At 63.8% G+C, this 17,365-nt stretch carries 17 protein-coding genes; 5 read left to right on the forward strand and 12 right to left on the reverse strand.

Annotation, left to right across the window (positions count from 1 at the left end; all coding sequences use genetic code 11):
* Positions 1-284: 284 nt before the first annotated feature.
* The 3 genes from repA (at position 285) to repC (ending at position 3,972) form a co-directional block, all read left to right on the forward strand.
* On the forward strand, positions 285-1,499 hold the full coding sequence (repA, locus tag V5F48_RS23235) for a plasmid partitioning protein RepA (RefSeq protein ID WP_394016334.1): 1,215 nt from the start codon (positions 285-287) through the stop codon (positions 1,497-1,499).
* Positions 1,499-2,542 (forward strand): plasmid partitioning protein RepB, encoded by a 1,044-nt coding sequence (gene repB / locus V5F48_RS23240; protein WP_394016335.1) that lies wholly within the window; start codon positions 1,499-1,501, stop codon positions 2,540-2,542. The genes repA and repB overlap by 1 nt, the downstream gene beginning before the upstream one ends.
* A gap of 200 nt (positions 2,543-2,742) precedes the next feature.
* Positions 2,743-3,972, forward strand: coding sequence for a plasmid replication protein RepC (gene repC, locus V5F48_RS23245; protein ID WP_394016336.1), 1,230 nt, complete (start codon positions 2,743-2,745; stop codon positions 3,970-3,972).
* A 132-nt stretch (positions 3,973-4,104) separates the two neighbouring features.
* Here repC and V5F48_RS23250 read toward each other — a convergent pair whose 3' ends face one another.
* From V5F48_RS23250 to V5F48_RS23260, 3 genes are all read right to left on the reverse strand, one after another.
* Positions 4,105-5,415, reverse strand: a complete 1,311-nt coding sequence (locus V5F48_RS23250) for a hypothetical protein (protein WP_394016337.1) — start codon at positions 5,413-5,415, stop codon at positions 4,105-4,107.
* A complete protein-coding gene (locus V5F48_RS23255; protein WP_394086181.1) occupies positions 5,394-5,831 on the reverse strand; it encodes a hypothetical protein in 438 nt (145 codons plus the stop codon). The genes V5F48_RS23250 and V5F48_RS23255 overlap by 22 nt, the downstream gene beginning before the upstream one ends.
* A gap of 136 nt (positions 5,832-5,967) precedes the next feature.
* Positions 5,968-7,068 (reverse strand): site-specific integrase, encoded by a 1,101-nt coding sequence (locus V5F48_RS23260; protein ID WP_394260432.1) that lies wholly within the window; start codon positions 7,066-7,068, stop codon positions 5,968-5,970.
* A gap of 124 nt (positions 7,069-7,192) precedes the next feature.
* Here V5F48_RS23260 and V5F48_RS23265 point away from each other — a divergent pair, with 124 nt between their 5' ends.
* Positions 7,193-8,134 (forward strand): DUF1403 family protein, encoded by a 942-nt coding sequence (locus V5F48_RS23265; protein ID WP_394072546.1) that lies wholly within the window; start codon positions 7,193-7,195, stop codon positions 8,132-8,134.
* Positions 8,135-8,136: 2 nt separating this feature from the next.
* Positions 8,137-8,805: an SMC-Scp complex subunit ScpB gene (gene scpB / locus V5F48_RS23270; protein ID WP_394072544.1), complete on the forward strand. Its 669-nt coding sequence runs from the start codon at positions 8,137-8,139 to the stop codon at positions 8,803-8,805.
* A 56-nt stretch (positions 8,806-8,861) separates the two neighbouring features.
* Here scpB and V5F48_RS23275 read toward each other — a convergent pair whose 3' ends face one another.
* The 9 genes from V5F48_RS23275 to V5F48_RS23315 form a co-directional block, all read right to left on the reverse strand.
* Complete coding sequence (locus V5F48_RS23275; protein ID WP_394072542.1) at positions 8,862-9,953, reverse strand: hypothetical protein; 1,092 nt, start codon at positions 9,951-9,953, stop codon at positions 8,862-8,864.
* A gap of 78 nt (positions 9,954-10,031) precedes the next feature.
* On the reverse strand, positions 10,032-11,078 hold the full coding sequence (locus V5F48_RS23280) for a nucleotidyl transferase AbiEii/AbiGii toxin family protein (RefSeq protein ID WP_298307036.1): 1,047 nt from the start codon (positions 11,076-11,078) through the stop codon (positions 10,032-10,034).
* A complete protein-coding gene (locus V5F48_RS23285) occupies positions 11,075-11,743 on the reverse strand; it encodes a DUF6088 family protein (RefSeq protein ID WP_298307038.1) in 669 nt (222 codons plus the stop codon). Before V5F48_RS23285 ends, V5F48_RS23280 begins: the two co-directional genes overlap by 4 nt.
* A 114-nt stretch (positions 11,744-11,857) precedes the next feature.
* Positions 11,858-12,049, reverse strand: a complete 192-nt coding sequence (locus V5F48_RS23290; RefSeq protein WP_366522822.1) for a DinB/UmuC family translesion DNA polymerase — start codon at positions 12,047-12,049, stop codon at positions 11,858-11,860.
* A 335-nt stretch (positions 12,050-12,384) separates the two neighbouring features.
* A complete protein-coding gene (gene chrA / locus V5F48_RS23295; RefSeq protein ID WP_394072539.1) occupies positions 12,385-13,782 on the reverse strand; it encodes a chromate efflux transporter in 1,398 nt (465 codons plus the stop codon).
* 11 nt (positions 13,783-13,793) lie between these two features.
* Entirely contained in the window at positions 13,794-14,612 is an 819-nt protein-coding gene (locus tag V5F48_RS23300) for a chromate resistance protein ChrB domain-containing protein (RefSeq protein WP_394072537.1), read from the reverse strand.
* A 128-nt stretch (positions 14,613-14,740) separates the two neighbouring features.
* Complete coding sequence (locus tag V5F48_RS23305) at positions 14,741-16,075, reverse strand: hemolysin family protein (protein WP_394072535.1); 1,335 nt, start codon at positions 16,073-16,075, stop codon at positions 14,741-14,743.
* A 112-nt stretch (positions 16,076-16,187) separates the two neighbouring features.
* Complete coding sequence (locus V5F48_RS23310) at positions 16,188-16,907, reverse strand: nickel/cobalt transporter (protein WP_394260433.1); 720 nt, start codon at positions 16,905-16,907, stop codon at positions 16,188-16,190.
* Between the two features lie 5 nt (positions 16,908-16,912).
* Entirely contained in the window at positions 16,913-17,347 is a 435-nt protein-coding gene (locus V5F48_RS23315; protein ID WP_394086186.1) for a YqaA family protein, read from the reverse strand.
* Between the last annotated feature and the right edge of the window lie 18 nt (positions 17,348-17,365).

A 17,365-nucleotide genomic window follows, 5' to 3' on the forward strand; every position in this document is an offset into this window, starting at 1 on the left:
TCGCCGGTCCCGCCCAACAGCGGGGTCGGCGCCTCGCAAATCCGATCAAGCCGTCACCGATCCGCTCTGGCGGGGCGTCGCCGGGGAAGCGCCGAACGGCCAAGCGAAGAGCGCCAAAGGCGATGTCCACGAGAGAATTGACTCTGGATGGCCAGAGCGTTTGCCGACGCCTCGCGTCGTTAACCTTTCATTAACCCAAAAAGCCTTGCCGCACCGTTAGAATCGGCTCTAAATGCGGTTCTACGTCAGAAGTGGCGTTGAAAGCGCATGTGCGGGAAAAACGAATGGCCGACACTTCACGCGCCACCGATGCAGTTGATGACGTCGACTCGCTCATCATGGAGCATGGTCGCGATCTATCAGCAAAGCTGCAAGCGCATTGGCTTGAGCATTTCCCGCCCGTGGCGGAGAAGTCGCTGCGGTCGTTTCAGTTAAGTGAGGTAGCCCGATTCCTTGGGGTGAAGCCGGGCTATCTCCGAAACCTGTCGCTCGAAGGCAAGGGGCCGGCTCCGTCGGTGACGCCATCCGGCCGCCGCTCGTACAGCGCTGAGCAAATCCTAGAGCTTCGCCAGTACCTCGACGACAATGCCAGAGCCAGGAAGCGCTATGTTCCGCATCGCCAGGGCCCCGAGCATCTCCAGATCATCGCGGTTGCCAACTTCAAGGGAGGAAGTGGAAAGACCACGACGGCCGCCCATTTAGCTCAACATCTTGCGCTGGCCGGTCATCGCGTTCTGGCCATCGATCTAGACCCTCAAGCGAGCCTGACGGCGCTTCATGGCCTTCAGCCCGAGTTTGATGTCGGCCGCAATGAGACGCTCTACGGCGCAATTCGATATGATGACGAGCGGCGCCCTCTCTCGGATGTCATCCGGAGGACGAACTTTGCCGGGCTCGATATCGTGCCTGGCAACATCGAGCTGATGGACTTCGAGTATGACACTCCGCTCGTATTGGCGACGAAGGAAAGCGGCAGCATGGGCCGCCAATTCTTCGCGCGACTGGACGAGGCACTCGGCCCGGTAGCAGACCGGTACGACGTCGTCATTCTCGATTGCCCGCCGCAGCTCGGCTATCTGACCATGATCGCCCTGTGTTCAGCGACCGCCCTGCTCGTCACCGTGCATCCGCAGATGCTCGACGTGATGTCCATGTCTCAGTTCCTGCAGATGCTCGGAGACGTCATGGCGCATCTGAAGAAAGCCGGCGGCAAGATGCAGTACGATTGGGTGCGTTACCTCATCACGCGCTACGAGGCGTCGGACCAACCGCAGACCGAGATGGTCACCTTCATTCGCACACGGTTCGGACGTCACGTCCTGACCAATCCGATGCTGAAGAGCGTCGCGATCTCCGATGCCGGCCTTACGAAGCAAACGCTCTATGAGGTCGAACGAAAGGAGTTCACGCCGAGCACATACGATCGGGCGATCGAGTCTCTCGACGCGGTCAATGGAGAGATCGAGGGGCTGATCCACAAGGCCTGGGGGAGGGGGTAATGGCACGCAAGGGACTGTTCTCCGCCTCACCTGAGAAAAAGTTGACGGCAGTCAACTCCGACGATGCTCCCGCGGTGCCGCAAAGAGTGTCGCCTCCGGCGTTCGCAACCCGAGGCGCTCTCGGTGCCGTCACGCGCTCTATTGACGAGTTGGCCGCGCGAGCAGACGCAGCCAGAGACCTCGAAGCCCGCCTCACTGCCGGCGAGACGGTAATCGATGTCGACCCGGACATCATCGACCCGCCCTTTATCGCCGACCGTTTGTCGCACGACGATGACGCGGACTTCCGTACGCTGGTCGCGGCAATCGAAGCGCGCGGTCAGGATTCCCCCGTGCTCGTCCGGCCCCATCCAAAGGAGAGCGGGCGCTATCAACTCGCGTTCGGGCGACGGCGTTGGCGAGCCTGCAAGGTGCTCGGACGCCAGGTCCGAGCCGTTGTCAAGAAGCTCTCGGATCGCGATCTCGTCCTCGCCCAGGGACAGGAAAACAGCGCGCGAGCGAACCTCTCATTCATAGAGCGCGCTCTGTTCGCCTGGCGGTTGGAGGAAGGGGGCTACGATCGCGAGACAATCATGAGCGCTTTGACCGTCGACAAGACGGTCGTCTCGCGAATGATCTCGGTGGTAAAGAAGATCCCGCTTGCGATCATTGAGGCTATCGGATCGGCGCCGACGACTGGCCGGGACCGATGGGTTGATCTGGCCACTGCTTTCGAGGCGGGTGTCGACATCGAGCAAGTGACCGATTTTCTCGCGTCGGCCGATGTGCAGGCGGCTTCATCCGATGAACGATTTGATCTTGTCTTTGGACTGATCTCGAATCCCCCCGTGCCGGAGGAGCCGGCAGCTCGCGCCGTCGCCAAGAAGGCGCATGGACAATACTGGTCCACACCCGCCGGCGTGCGCGTCGCACGCGTCTCATCGACCGACCGGGCATTCGTTCTGTCGATCGACAAACGCAATGCTCCCGGGTTTGGCGATTTCCTGCTGACGCAGATGGATCGCCTTTTCGAGACCTACAGCAACGAGAAAAAGGAGGACTGACCGACCGTACGAAGCTCACCGCAACCAGCTAGGAGCAACGCGGCAAAAGAAAAAGGCCCCCGAAACGGAGTTCCGGAAGCCCTTCTCGTTCTTTGGCGATTACGAGAATCACACTTCCGCGAATCACAGTCAAGAGTCTCGTGAGAGATTGAGCGCCGTTTCGGCGAGCAGATTTCCTTTGCCCTCATAGAGGCAGAGACATGGAACCACACCTATCGACGACGCCCTTCGGGCGGCGAACGCTGACGCTTGCCCATGTGGCAAATCAGGCGATCGCAAAAGCACGGCCGCTCGAAAAGGCGGTTCACAAATGGCACGTCTATCAGACGCTCTGCATTGCGAGGGTCACATTCGGCGTGTCCGAGCGCGCGCTGTCGGTGCTCAACGCGCTACTGACGTTTCACCCGGAGACCATGCTGACGGGGGAAGACCTGATCGTCTTTCCCTCGAACGATCAGCTGGCACGGCGGGCGCATGGCATGCCGGCATCAACGCTGCGCAAGCACCTGGCCGTCCTCGTCGACGCTGGGCTCATCATTCGCCGCGACAGCCCGAACGGGAAGCGATACGCCCGCAAGGGCCGCGACGGCGAGGTCGCGATGGCCTTTGGCTTCGACCTCGGGCCGCTCGTGGCGCGGGCCGAAGAGTTTGCGCAGATTGCCGAGGCGATCCTGGCGGCCGAGCGTGAGATGAAGCTCGTGCGCGAACGCATCACCATCTGCCGGCGTGACATCGCGAAAATGATCGCGACAGGCCTCGAGGAGGGCGTGCCGACGAAGCGGGCAGGGCAGGGTCCGGCGGACTGGGCGGAGATCCACGGGCTGTTTCGCGCGATCATGGCTCGGATTCCGCGAAGCGCCACACTCGCTGAGCTCGAGCCAGTTGCCGAGGAGCTCACCATGCTGGCTGATGAGATCCTTATGTTGCTGGAGGCTCATGCAAAAACAGAAAAAACGAGCACCAATGAATCCACATTTGAGCGCCACATACATAATTCAAATCCAGACTCCCTAATTGAACTTGAACCTGCTCTCCGAGAAGAGAGGGGGGCGAAGGCAGCGCCAGAACCCCAAACGCCGCGGATGCCGGAAGGGTCCTACCCCTTGGGGATGGTTCTCGACGCTTGTCCCGATGTTTGCGACTACTCCAAGTCCGGGATTTCGAACTGGCGGGACTTCCTGGCGACCGTTGCCGTGGTCCGGCCCATGCTGGGGATCAGTCCGAGCGCCTGGGAGGAGGCGCGGACCGTCATGGGAGAGGTTCAGGCTGCTGTGGTGGTTGCGGCGATCCTGCAGCGCGGTGCCGCGATCAATAGCGCCGGCGGCTATATCCGCGATTTGACGAAAAAGGCGGAAGCCGGAGGGTTCTCTCTTGGCCCGATGCTGATGGCGCTGATCGGCAGCAGAAAGCGCGACAAGAAGCGAGCATGACCCATGTCGAACCGCGGGAATAGCCGTGTAGTCGTCCGGCGACGCTCGGTAACCATCGGGTCGTTCCATTCGGTCGAGAACAACGTTCGTCTCGTGCCCGCACAATCGGACGGCTCGCCTTATGGAAGCCCATTAGGCTGCGGCGGTCTCAAATTCGGTCTCAAGCCCCTCGCGAGCCAGGCGGCCGTGATTCACGAGCAATGTACGAATCGTCAGGGGCGAGACTTCGAAGTGTTCGGCAACGTCCTGTTGATTTTCCATAGAATAATCGTCGCCGAGCATCGCATCGACAACCTCGAACGGGCTGAGCAATTCTGCGGCGAAGGACCGTTGAACTTTCTGTCGGTAGGTGTAAGCGCGAGTCGCGGGCAGAAGAGCTCCGCTCGGCGGTCTGGCAAGACGATCGCCCAGAAGCCGTGCAAGTTCAAAGCGGCGCCCAGTCCGCCATTTGGATCGAAGAACAACCCGGCCCTGAGTGGGCTTTTCGTCGAGCGCGAAAGAGATAGATGCCCCGCCTCGAACGTCCGGTATGATTGCGCGAACAACGCCCGCCATCTCAGCTAACTGGACATCCGTAAGCGGACCCTCACCGAGCCGGTGGTGTTCACGAAGGGCACGGGCCGCCGTGGCTCCTGCTCTGTAAGCGGGGGTCAGACCGCTGCGCTTCGGCACTTCAGTAGCTGGTAGCCGAATGACATCGCGTGGCGAGGCATCGAAACCGCTCCTCTGAGCTGCTTCACGAAGGTCGTCCCCGGTCAAAAGCTTGCCGCTTTGGCCGTGTTCCGCTGCCAGCTCCTCAACACCAGACAACCCAAGATCCTCGATGTCGCGAACCAATTGATCGACAAGTTGCTCCTGGGAGTCAGGATCCTGACCCAGCAGAGCCTCCAATTTGCGAGTGCGTACGAAAGCTGGTGTTTTACGCTCTGCAATTACGCCCGACCAAACTGTCTGGAGATTGCTGTCTTCGATGCCGGCCCAGCTAAGGCGCTCCAACACCTGACTGAGGAACAGGTCAATGCCAGCCTCGAACTCGCTGGCGGGCAGGATGACCGCGTGATCGGTGATGTAGCGGAAAGGCGTTTGGGGGCGTTCCGTCGTGGGTTTCGAAATCAATGCGGTTCGTTCGCCATCGGAGAAAATCGTCAAATTTGGCCAGATATACCCCGATCCAATTGTCGTCAGACGATGGGCGTAAGCCCAATCCTTGGAATTTGAGCGTGGCTCCCAACGCAAACGCCACCAATTCCAGGCGAGCCACTCGGCGAGGTGGTAGGCAGAGAGTAGGGGCGCTTGACGCAGCCTATTGGCTAGGACGTCGTTGCCTTCTGTCAGCCAAAGATCATGCGCCTTGATGCCAAGCGCAGAAAAGCATGCACGCTCCTCCGGCGACCCGGCATCGAGTTGCTCCCATTCGGCAGCTATTGACCAACTGACAGGCATCGTTGCTTCCAAATATCTCTTACGTAGTCGCGCAGATCGTCCTCTTCTTCAAGACGGTAGCCGTGATATACCCCTAACGTAGATGGGTCAGTTTTCGCCTCATAAACCTCGCCATCTTCGTCGACGCACCAGATGAATTTTGGAAAACCATTGTAGGCGAGTTCGCTGACTGCTCCTCGAGAAATGCCTCGACGCATTAGCTCGCTGGCTTGCTCCAACCGGATCACCTTAAGAGCGTCACAAAGCGACTTTGTCGGCCGCGGATTGGTTCTCTCTAGGCCGTAGTCCGCTGGGTTCCTCTTATGATGGCCGCTGCCACCGTATCGCGCATTGACCGCAAGCTCGGCTTTTCGTTCGTCTGTCAGGAAGCCTTCGCGCGCTATCCGTCGCTTCGGATTGTTGCCAGGTCGAGCCATGCTTAACTTGCCTCAAGACGCCTTGGACCGTCACCTTATCAGAGGTGCCTTCCAATTCCCGAAAAATCAGCGGGCAAGTCCGTGAAGTGGCTCGCTGGGCACGCACCGGCAAGGTCGGAGCATGCTTCGGCCGACGCTACAATCCTGCCGCCTTGGTGAGGTTAACGCGGAAGCGGTCGCGCCGGCGCTGGTAGCGCCGGGTCATCTCGGCCGAGGCATGGCCGAGCTGCTTCTGCACGTAGCGCTCGTCGACCTCGGCCGAGGAGGCGAGGCCGGCGCGCAGCGAATGCCCAGCGAACTTACTCTCTCGTTCGCCCTCGCTCAGATCCGGCCGCACGCCGGCGGCGAGCGCGGTGCGCTTGACCAGCCGCGCCACCTGCTGGTCGGTGAGCCGATCCGGGCCGACGTCCTTGCCCTGGCCGGTGACCCGCCGGAATAGCGGTCCATGGGGAATTTTCGCCAGCTTGAGCCAGGTTTGCAAGGCGACGACCGGGCAGGTCGAGTCCGAGGAGCCGCGGCCGATCTCGACCTCGCGCCAGCCGTTCTTGCCGCGTAGCGTCACCAGCATCCCCTTGTCGAGGATCTCGACCCAGCCGCGGCCGTCCTCGGTTTGATCGCGGCCGGCATCGAGCGCGACGATCTCGGACCGCCGCAACCCGCCGGCGAAGCCGAGCAGCAGCATGGCGCGGTCGCGTAGGCCGCGCAGCGTGCCACGCTCGAGCGTCTCCAGCATGGCGATGACGTCCTCCGGCAGCACGGCTTCCTTCTGCACCGGCGGCCGGCCATGGGTGTTGCGGATCCCCGCGAGCACGGTGGCGATATGGCGGTCGGCGCGGTCGAGCGGCGTGCCGCGCTGGGCATAGTTCCAGGAGAGGGCCGACAAACGCCGCTCGATCGTGCCGACGGCGTTCGGCTGGCGATCGGCGGTTGCCGCACCGGAGGCGCAGGCGGTGATGTAGAGCCCGACCACCTGCGGGTCCGGGGGCAGGGGAGACAACGCCTGGCGCCGGCACCAGGCGGAAAAATGCTTCCAGTCGGCGGCATAGGCGCGGCGGGTGTTGGCCGAGCTGGCGGCCGCGACATAGTCGCGGGCGCGATCGGCGAGGCGTTCGAGATGGGCGGGCAGGTCGGCCGACGGCTGCGGCGCGGAAATGACGACGGGTGGCGGCGCTGCAGGGGAGGGCGGCGCGTGCTCCTGGGCGTCGTTTTCGGGGCTCGGAGGGCTCGTTTCATGCATGCTTCTATATAAAGACAGAAACGAATGATAATGCAACATTATCGTTCGTTCTGGAGTCGCGACAGGTGCGGCGGTTAGCGGCCAAATCTCTGGCAGAAAGCGCCGCCATCGGATACGATCCGGCATGGCCTCGCGCGCGCGACTCATCCCCGAGCCCCCTCCGACCTTTCCGGCCTTTCCCGGCTGGGCGCGCCAGCCCGCGACCGGCGAAGCCGTTGAAGATACGGAGTTTCTCGCCGGGGCGGCGCTGGCGGCGCTGCATCCGATCGCCCGCCACGAGCACCCGCTCGGCACCCTCTGGCGCCAGCGCCTGGCGCTTGGCTGCGCCGCCGCGCTGGCGCAGCAGAACGGCCGCACCGAGGACGAGGGGATGCTGCGCGACCACTGGTATCTGCGCCGCGAGGGCGACGACCCAGGGCCCGCCGGGCAGCTCCTCAAGGCCTGGCGCGCCTTGAGCGAGCGGTCGGCGATGGCCGCCGGCGACTGGGAGCTCAAGCTCGCGGCGCTGCTGGCCCACCGCTACGACGACGCGCTGCAGGACGTCATTGCCTTCGCCACCGACCAGCTCAAAGGGCCGGGGAGTGCGGTGCGCGCCGCGGCGGGAGTGGCGGCGACCAGCCTGCGGTTTCGGCCCGACAGCCGGCCGCTGGCGCTCTGGCTCGCCGATGCGGTCCTGGCGCATCGCCTCAAATGGCCGGCGCCGGTGCCTTTGCTCGCCGCCCATCTGAAGCGCGCCGATTTCCGTCACGCCGCCGCGCATGTCGCCGGCGACAGCGGCTGGCTTGCCGCCTGCAACCTGGCCTATGCCCGGGGCTCGGCGGCCGCGGCCGACCTGCACGCCGATCTCGCCCGCCGCGCCGAGAAGCTCCTCGCCGCCGCGCCGCAGCTGCGCGGCAAGGACGCCGACATGATGGTGGCGATCCTCATCAGCGAGGACGCGCAGGCGGCCAGGACCGGCAAGGCCGCGAGCGACCGCTCGAGCCGGCGGCTGTTCGAGCGCCTGGTCGCGCTCGGCGGCGTGCGTGAGCTCACCGGCCGGCCGACCTTCCGGCTCTACGGGCTCTGACCATGGCCCGGCGCGCGCGAGCCAAGCAGGAGCTTGACACCGAGCTCGCCGATCTGCCGCCGGAGCTTCGCTGGCGCGAATGGATGGGCCGGGTCGAGGCGGTGATCTTCGCCTCGCCCGAGCCGGTCGGGCGTGAGGTGCTGGCGCGGGTCGTCGGGCGGGACTGCAATCTCGACCTCATCATCGACGATATCCGCGGCGAGCTGCGCGGCCGGCCCTACGAGCTGGTCGCGGTCGCCGGCGGCTGGCAGCACCGCACCCGCAAGAGCTTCGCCGATGCGATCCGCACGGCGACAGGGCTTGGAACCGAGACGAAGCCGCTGTCGCAATCGGATGCGCTGATCCTGATGTGCATCGCGTATTTCCAGCCGATCACCCGCGGCGAGCTTGGCCAGTTCTTCAGCAAGGAGGTCAGCCGCGACACCATCGGCCATCTGCGGTCGCTCGGCTTCATCGCTGCCGGGCCGCGCAGCCCGACGCCGGGTGCGCCCTATACCTACGTGACGACCCCGGGGTTCCTGTCGCATTTTGGCTTCGACACGCTCCGCGACCTGCCGGACATGGAGGCGCTCGAGGATGCCGGCCTGCTCAGCAAAGAGAAGCTGCTGGCTGGAGATATTCCGATCGCCGGCGGAGAGGCCGACGATTTTGACGACGGCGCGAGCGAGTAAGATTTCAAAATGGATCTGTATTTATGGCCGGGGCGAAGCCGCCAATTCATCGTCGGTCAGAATCCGTAGCGCTGGTCAGCCCACCGCAACAGCACCTTGGCATCATGGTCTGGCAGGCGCACACGCGCGTCACGCAGGCCCTGCGCGATCGCGTCGCCAACATCGGGATCGACTCGGTTGCCGTGCGTCATGAGAAAGTACCAGCCGAAGGCAAGGCCGACCTCGCGATCGATCGCCTCTGTGCGATCCATCAGCATATGCACTGAGGCATCGCCGGCCTCCAGGCTCTCCTTCGGCAGATGCAGCGGACGGGTGATGAACCCGATCTCTCGCTGGCCGTTGTGCTCATAGTCGGTGATGTCGAGTGCCCAATGCTCGAAGACGCGCGCGCTGCGCGCGCTCGATTCCTCCCAGTCCTGAAAGAAGCGCACCTCGCGCGGCACCACATCGAACCAATTGGGCTGCAATTCCAGGAAGGGCCTCTGCGTGCCGTCGGTGCCGATCCAGACGCGCTGTTCCATCTCAGGGCGGCGCGCCTCACGCTTCTCGCGCTCGAGGCGCGCGCACCGCGCGAGGAATGTCCGGACATGCACGACACTGCTGCCGGTACGCTTGCTCAAACGGTAGAGCGGGCCCGCGATCACCTTGTCGTCGGACCTGGCGTCATGGTCGATCCATGACGGATCAAGCAGCTCCAGCTCGCTCCAGGGGCGAGATGATGGATTGACGATCGGCCCAGCACGCCACTCCACCTCGCGGCCGACCGAAATCTGCACGTAGTCGGCCGCGCCCGATCCGGTCGGCGCGAAGGCGTACACGCTGTTGCCGTGCCATTCCGAGATCTGAAGTTCGGTCTGCTGTAACCGAGACCAGAGAGCCCCGACGTTGCCCTTGTCCTTGGCGAGTTCTGCTTCCATCCACGGTCGGTACTCGGCGATCCGGGTTCCGTCGGCGGCAAGCACCGAGCGCTCGACCCGCCAGTACTGGTCGTCGTCAATCGCCGCCAAGAAGGCGAACCCAGGAAACGCCTCGGTCAGCGCTGCTGCGAGCGCGGCTTCGTCGGCGCCGGCCGGAAGGCGCGCCAGGGCCGCTCCAACCGAGGCACGGTCGGGCAGTCTCACCGGTGCATTTTCCAGGATGTCAGCCATGCGATGGTCCTAGCCTTCTGGCTCCGTCCGATTTTTCCGTGTCTCGCCGAGCGGGCCTTCCGATTTGCGACCGACCATTTATCGGCCTCGATCGTTCGCCATCTGCTCGATCTCTTTCATCGACGTCAGAATGTCCGCGAAGAGAGGGGCGTCCCCGAAGATCATCGGTGTCATGTTCGCATAGTCTCGCGCGAGCGCGTCAATCATGGCCGCGGACGGCGCGATCGCGAACGACCCGGTTGCGGCCGACGCCAGATCGTAGTCGGGCCGGTTGAAGAACATGAGGGCGTGCCGAACGCAGTCGGCTCCCAAGGCGGCATCGGCTATTGCCGACCGGCCGACCTCGGAGGCGAAAAGGCAATGGAGGTCGTAGAAGTGTCGCGAGACGCGCTGGCCTGCCTGGCGCAGCTCGCCGCGGCGCTCAAACCAGCGCCGCAGGCCGTGCGCGATCACGACCTTGTCCCAAAACGTGCGCTCGGCATTGATCGTCGTGACGTTCGGGACCGCCAGCTCGAGGCCCGCCACATCCTGGGCAATGTAGGGGCGGATTTCCTTCGGATGGTTCGGGTCGAGGGCCGACTTCGCTCCAGACTCGATCCGCACCGCCGGCCGCACATAGGCCTCGTCGCGCGGCTCGACCTCGGGATACCAGACCAAAAGCGTCTGCCCCTCGGGGTCAGCCTCATCGATTTCGACGCGGCCGCGTCCGTCCGTTGCCTCGGCAAGGTGCTTGGTCAGGAACCCGTGCAGCGGTCCGGTAATATAGCCACGACAGGCGTCTCGGATCGCGTCCAGTCGAGCCCGCCGCTTCTTGTTCGATAGCGCTTCGAGCTCGTCGACGGAGGCGGGCTCGGCGAGATCGTCGCGAAAGACCGTCACATCGATGTCTTCGGAAAATCGCTCGATCAGCCCGAAAGCCTTCGACAACGACGTCCCGCCCTTGAACAGGAGGCGCGGACCTCCGGCGGGCCGTTCGTGATAGAGGGCGTTGAGGGTCCAGCAGACCCAAAAATCCTTCTCGATGTTTCCGATCGGTGCGCCGAGCCGGTTCGCCGTCGTCAAGAAAAGGTCGAGCTTCTCGCCGGGCGCAGCGGAGATGACCTCGCGAAAGGCTGCGCTGCTCACGAGCGATCCTCCGGCGCAGCGTCGGCAGTATCGAGCAAGGGCCGTAGAAAATCCTGCATCCAGATCGGCATGGCTGAGAGACCCGCGCGAAGATCGTCGCGAAGCTCCTTGCCATGCTGTGGGTCGGCGAACAGCTTGCGCAGGCGGTTCTCGACGACCCGTCGATCCTCCTCCTCCGTCATCATGTCCTGCATCCAATGAAGCGCCTGGACGACGCGCATACCCGGCCGCCCCGCCCAATACAGGCGGCTGGGCGCAGCCGACTTGAAATGGATGACTTGCTTGCCGAGCGTGATCGGCTTCAGGCGCGCGTCGATCAGGACCTCGATGCGTGCGGGGACGGCTGTGGTGAGGCCGAGATCGTTCGCCGCAGTCATGCCGTCGACCACGACGCGGGCCTGGTCCCGCCGCGTCACGGCTCGGATCACGGCACGATAGTCGGGGACCATCGGCTTGCCGGTGAGGTTGCTCTTTCGCGGCCGATCATAGAGCCCACGGTCGATCCGGCGCAGTTCGCCGGCCGCAGCGAGGCGCTGTAGCGTCTTGTCGACAGCTGCGCGATTGCCGAGGTCGGCGAAATCGCCTGGCGTCCAGACCTCGCTCGGCTTCGCGTCGACGCGGGCCAGAAGGCGAGGGCGGAGGTCGGCGGTTGGTTGATCGAGCATGTCCGAAATATGATGCAAATTTCGGACATAAGCAAGGGGCGTCCGAACGATGCTGCATTCTTCGGACATCTTGGCATGCTTTTCCGGCGTGGCCTATAAGAGCGGGAGCTGAATCTACCTCTCGGCCTGACGAGGCAACCCATCCAGTGATGAGACTGTGACGCCGATCAATCGTATGCCCTTTGCGACCGGGAACAGCGGCGCAAGCAAGGACAACGCAAGAGCCTCGATATCCGCTGACGCCGAAAACGCCATGCCGACCGTCCGGCTGCGCGTGACCTGCTGGAAGTCGGCGTATTTCCTCATCTGTAGCCGCGCGGTTCTCTGTAGGCCAGTGACCACTCGGCACTCTGCTTATCGCCAAGCAAGGGCACTCTCCGGGTGAGAGGGTAATAGCGAGGTTTAGGTGGCTATTGCGCAGACATAGTGCCCATCTTCATCGTTCGTAGCCCGCGAACCCCGTCGATTCCACGTTATGGCGCGCTATTCTGCGAGATAGCTACCCAATCACCGCCGATTGCCGCGCTCGAACGAAGGCGAACCGCCCGATTATCCAGATAATTCCTGCGTAAACATATGGAGGCGGCCCTAGCGCGGACATCACGTGCCCAAATTCGTCCGCCAGTGGGCCTTCCCTCGTGTCACACAGGTAAATAGCTGACAAAAACACCGGCCACCGCGCAAAGGCCGAGCGTCGGGATCATTCCGACTTTGAAGCGCAACATGGCAATCATCGCAGCGACAGCGAGAACTGCGGCCCGCCAGTCGATCGATGTGAGCACCGGCAGGTCCGGACCGACGCCGAGAATCTCGAACGTCCGCACCTCCCGAAACACGACGTGTAGCGCGAACCACAAAGCAAGGTTCATGACCACGCCGACGACTGCGGCGGTGATCGCTGAGAGCGCCGATGAGATCGCCTTGTTGCCGCGCAGAGCCTCGATGTAGGGCGCCCCAAGAAAGATCCAGAAAAAGCACGGTGCGAACGTGACCCAGGTGGTCAGGAGAGCACCGAGACAGCCGGCCAGTAGCGGATCGAGAACGCCGGGCGTCCGATAGGCGGCGAGGAAGCCGACGAACTGGAGCACCATGATCAGCGGCCCCGGCGTCGTTTCGGCGAGGCCGAGCCCATCGACCATCTCGCCCGGCGCGAGCCAGCCGAAGGTGTCGACGGCGGCCTGCGCCACATAGGCGAGGACGGCGTAGGCGCCGCCGAAGGTGACGACCGCCATCGAGCTAAAGAAGGCGCCGAGCTGAGTCCAGACGCTGGAGGTGCCGGTCAGGAGCCAGAGCAGCAGGACCGGCCCGAGCCAGATCGGCAGCCAGATGGCGGTCACCCGAAAGGCCCGCCCCCAGGAGGGTTCGGCATGGGTGAGTTCGCCGCGCTCGAACATGAGATCGACGACGCCCTTGAACTCAAGAACGGCTCCCTTGGAACCATGCCCTCCGGCGGCGAAGAGCTGCGGCGCTTGCCGACTGCCGATCCAGCCCACAAGCCCTGCGATCAGGATGATCAGCGGAAACGGAATCCTGAAGACGAAGATGCCGATGAACGCCGCAACGGCAATCGCGATCATCGCGCGGTTCTTGAGCGCCCTCCGGCCGATCCGCAGCACCGCCTCGACGACGACCGCGAGGACCGCCGCCTTGACGCCGAAGAACACGGCGTCGATCAGCGGCACCTCGCGGTACAGCACATAGAGGATGCTGAGGCCCAGCATGACGAAGGCGCCCGGCAGGACGAACAGGATGCCGGCGACGAGGCCGCCGACGGTTCGATGCATCAGCCAGCCGATATAGGTGGCGAGCTGCTGCGCCTCGGGTCCTGGCAGCAGCATGCAATAGTTGAGGGCGTGCAGGAAACGCTGCTCGCCGATCCAGCGGCGCTCCTCGACCAGTTCCTTGTGCATCAGGGCGATCTGTCCGGCCGGCCCGCCAAAGCTGAGAAGGCCGATCCTGGCCCATACCCTGGTGGCTTCAGCGAAGGTCGGGGCTGCAGGCGTGGAGACGGAATCATCCGTCGTGAGGGTGATCGACATGGTCGCCTCCCTCATGCCAGCTTCTGGCTAGACGGCCAGTTGTGCGTTTCCTCGGTCGCGTCGCGGGACCAGCGATAAAAGGCGTCGTAGAGCAGCAGGCCCGCTTCGAGCTGTTCGAGATCGTTGCGGAACATCCGCGATAGGCCCAGCGAGGCGGCGAGGAAGCCGGCCGCCTGCGGCACGAGATCAAGCCGCGCCGTGTCCGCCGCTCGCACGATGGTTGCCAGGCGGTCCAGTGGCTCCGAGGTCAGGCCGAACTCCTCGACCATGGTGTCGAAGGTGCAGCGCTCACCACGGTGGCTCCAGAACACGTCGTCGATATCGAAGGCTATCGCGTTGAAGCGTTCGGCGACGGCGGCCACTTCGGTCGCCGCGACGAACAGGAACACGGCGGTCGGATCGATGAAGCGGCGGATGAGCCAGGGACAGGCGATGCGGTCGACCTTCGGTCGCGCGCGTGTCGCCCAGACGGTGCGGCCTTGCTCATCGCGCGGCGGCAGCTTTTCGGTCTTGACCAGCAGTCCACCGGCCGACCGCCAGGCCTCGAAGCCGCCTTCGAGGGTCTCGGCATTGATCCCCTCATGCCGGAGCCAGGCGGTCACGCCCTGGCTGAGCTTCTGCCCCCTCTGGCAGACGACAACGACGTCGCGGCCGGCGAACTCGGCCGCCCAGTTCGTGACGGTCTGGAAGTCCCGGCGGACAGCCGCCGGGAGGAGACGCGGATCGGCGTCAAAATCCTCGGCCAGGCGCACATCTACGATAGCCGGCGCGGATGGAATACCGACGAGGCGGGCGAGCTGAGACGTGGTTATTTCAGTGCTAGACGGCATGAGCGTCCACTCCCTTCTGGGGAACGATGGACGCGATGTTTGGGCTGCCGCCTCACGGGGCAATCGCGAATAACCCCTTAACCTCAATCTACCCGCAAGGTCCTCCATTCGCAAGCCTATGGCTGGCCTCAAGACCCCTCCACGTGCTCCCGACGGGCCAGCAGCTTGTCGATTCGTCTCCCGTCCATGTCGATGACTTCGAATCGCCAGCCCTCATAGTCGAAATGCTCGCTGACCTCGGGAAGATGCCCGAGCCGGGCGAGCGCGAACCCGGCGATGGTGTGGAAGTCGCCATCCGCCGATCGCAGCTTGAAGCCGAGCCGGGCGAAGGCATCATGTGCCGGCATCATACCGTCGATCAGCAGCGAGCCATCCTCCCGCTCGACGATATCCGGGTCTTCACCTTCCGCATCCGGCAGATCGCCGGCAATCGCTTCCAGCAGGTCGGTCTGGGTGACGATCCCTTCCAGGGCGCCATATTCGTCGATGACGATCGCCAGACGCACCGGCGCCTTCTTGAACTGATCGAGCACACGGAAGATCGGTGTCGCCTCGTGTACGATCACGGGTTCACGGATCGCCGCCATTGGATCGATGGTCTTCCCGTCGAGGACCTGATCGAGGAGATCCTTCTTCAGGATCATGCCGAGCGGCTCGTCGATGCCACCCTGACCGACAAGGAGCTGCTCATGGCGACATTCGCGAATGGTGCGGAGCATCTCATCCGGGCCGTCATCGGCATCGATCCAGTCGATGTCACGCCGCGGGGTCATGATGTCGGCGATGCGCCGATCACCGATGTTGAATACGCGCTCGACGACCTCCTGTTGGGCCTGATAAAGAAGGCCCGCTTCCTGGCTTGCGGCGACGAGCAGCTTCAGCTCCTCGGGTGAATGCAGTGATCCCTCACCGGCACCCGGCTGCAGTCCGCAGAGCCGCAGCACGAGGTTGCCCAAGCCGTTGAGCAAGATGATCGCCGGTCGGAGCAGGAACAGGAACATGCCGAGCGGCCGCACGACCCAGAGCGCCGTGGTCTCGCTGCGCTGGAGCGCAAGGCTCTTCGGCGCCAGTTCGCCGAGCACGATGTGCAGCGTGGTGATGATGGCGAAGGCAATGACGACGGCGATGGTGTGCGAGCCGGCGGTGGCGAGCGATCCGGGCAAGCCGCTCAACAAAGGTTCGATCAGATGGGCCAACGCCGGCTCGCCGACCCAGCCGAGCGCCAGCGACGACAGGGTGATGCCGAGTTGTGTCGCCGCAAGGTTGGCGTCGAGATTGTCGACGGCGCGCTCGAGCGCGGAAGCGTTTAGCCGACCTACTGCGACAAGTTCCGTGACGCGGCTGCGGCGGACGGCAACGAGGGAAAATTCAGCCGCGACGAAAAATCCATTTGCGGCAACGAGAATAAGTACGGCGAGTATCCCGATCAGGTCGGTGATACTACTGCCATCGGTACTAGGCATGGTCTCCTCTCGGGCGGCTCCTGCCGCCTCGGGTTGTTGATAGGCAATACACTTCTAACATCGCCGCGTGACGATGGGGCAGACCGCCCGGCGGATGAACTGGACTGCGGCTTCATCGCCAGATCAGCTCGCGCACGGCAATGGTTGTGAGCAACAGCCCGGCGATCCCCTCGATGGCTCTTGTGATCCTGTCCAGCAGCAGTGGCCGGCCTTCGATCAGATGAACGACCCTCTTGCGAAAGAGGATCGTCGCGACCGCCACCAGCGACAGGACCAGCGCAACGCCGATCATCATCGTGACCGCGAAGGCGACACCGGCCTCCGGCACGCCCCGTGAAATCGCGAAGGTCATGACGAACAGCGTCAGCGGACAAGGGATGAGGCCGGCCATGAAGCCGAAGGCCATGCCTTCGCCGTGGTCATGCTGGTGCGGCCTATGCCGGAAGGCGCGATACAGCATCCACAGGCCGATCAGGCCGAGAAGCCCGCGGCTGACGTCTTCGAGCATTGGCGCGCGCCCGACGCTGCCCAGGCTGATCGAGACCAGCGGCAGCGCCAACAGCGCGATGATCACCGACATGGTGACATGGGTGAACGACAGTGCGAGCGACACGCCGAGCCCGCGAACGAGGCCGGACGGCGATCCGGCAAGATAGGTGGCCAGCACCGCCTTGCTGTGGCCCGGCGTCATGGCGTGGGCGGCGCCGAACAGGATGCCCATGGGCAGATAGACCAGAAACGCGCCCCAGCCGCCGCCATTGGCGAACGCGGTGATCTGGTTCGCAAAAGCCAGATAGATCTCGCGCTGGAAACTGATCAGGTCCTGGAGCACCTGCGTCATGCGAATCCCAATGTTGCGGCCGCGAGAACAAGGTAGCGGCCAATCTTGGCGATCGTGACAAGCAGGAGGAACATTGGGAACGGCTCACGCAGAACGCCAGCGACGACGGTGAGCGGATCGCCGATGATCGGCGCCCAGCTCAGCAGCAGCGACCATTTCCCGTAGCGGCGATACCAGCGCTGCGCGCGCTCCAGTTTCCCGCCGCTTGCCGGGAACCAGGGCCGGTCCCGGAACCGCTCGATGCCGCGCCCGAGCAGCCAGTTGATCACCGATCCCAGCACATTGCCGACGCTCGCCACCGTGATCAGCAGCCCCGGCGAATAATCCGCGACCAGCAGCCCGACCAGAACCGCTTCCGACTGCATCGGCAGGATGGTCGCGGCGGCAAGCGCGGCCAGGAACAGGCCGGCATAGACGGCGAGATCGGCCATCACTCTGGTCCTGTCGAG

The organism is Xanthobacter autotrophicus ATCC 700552 (genome assembly GCF_043194565.1).
GTDB classification, from domain to species: domain Bacteria; phylum Pseudomonadota; class Alphaproteobacteria; order Rhizobiales; family Xanthobacteraceae; genus Xanthobacter; species Xanthobacter autotrophicus_F.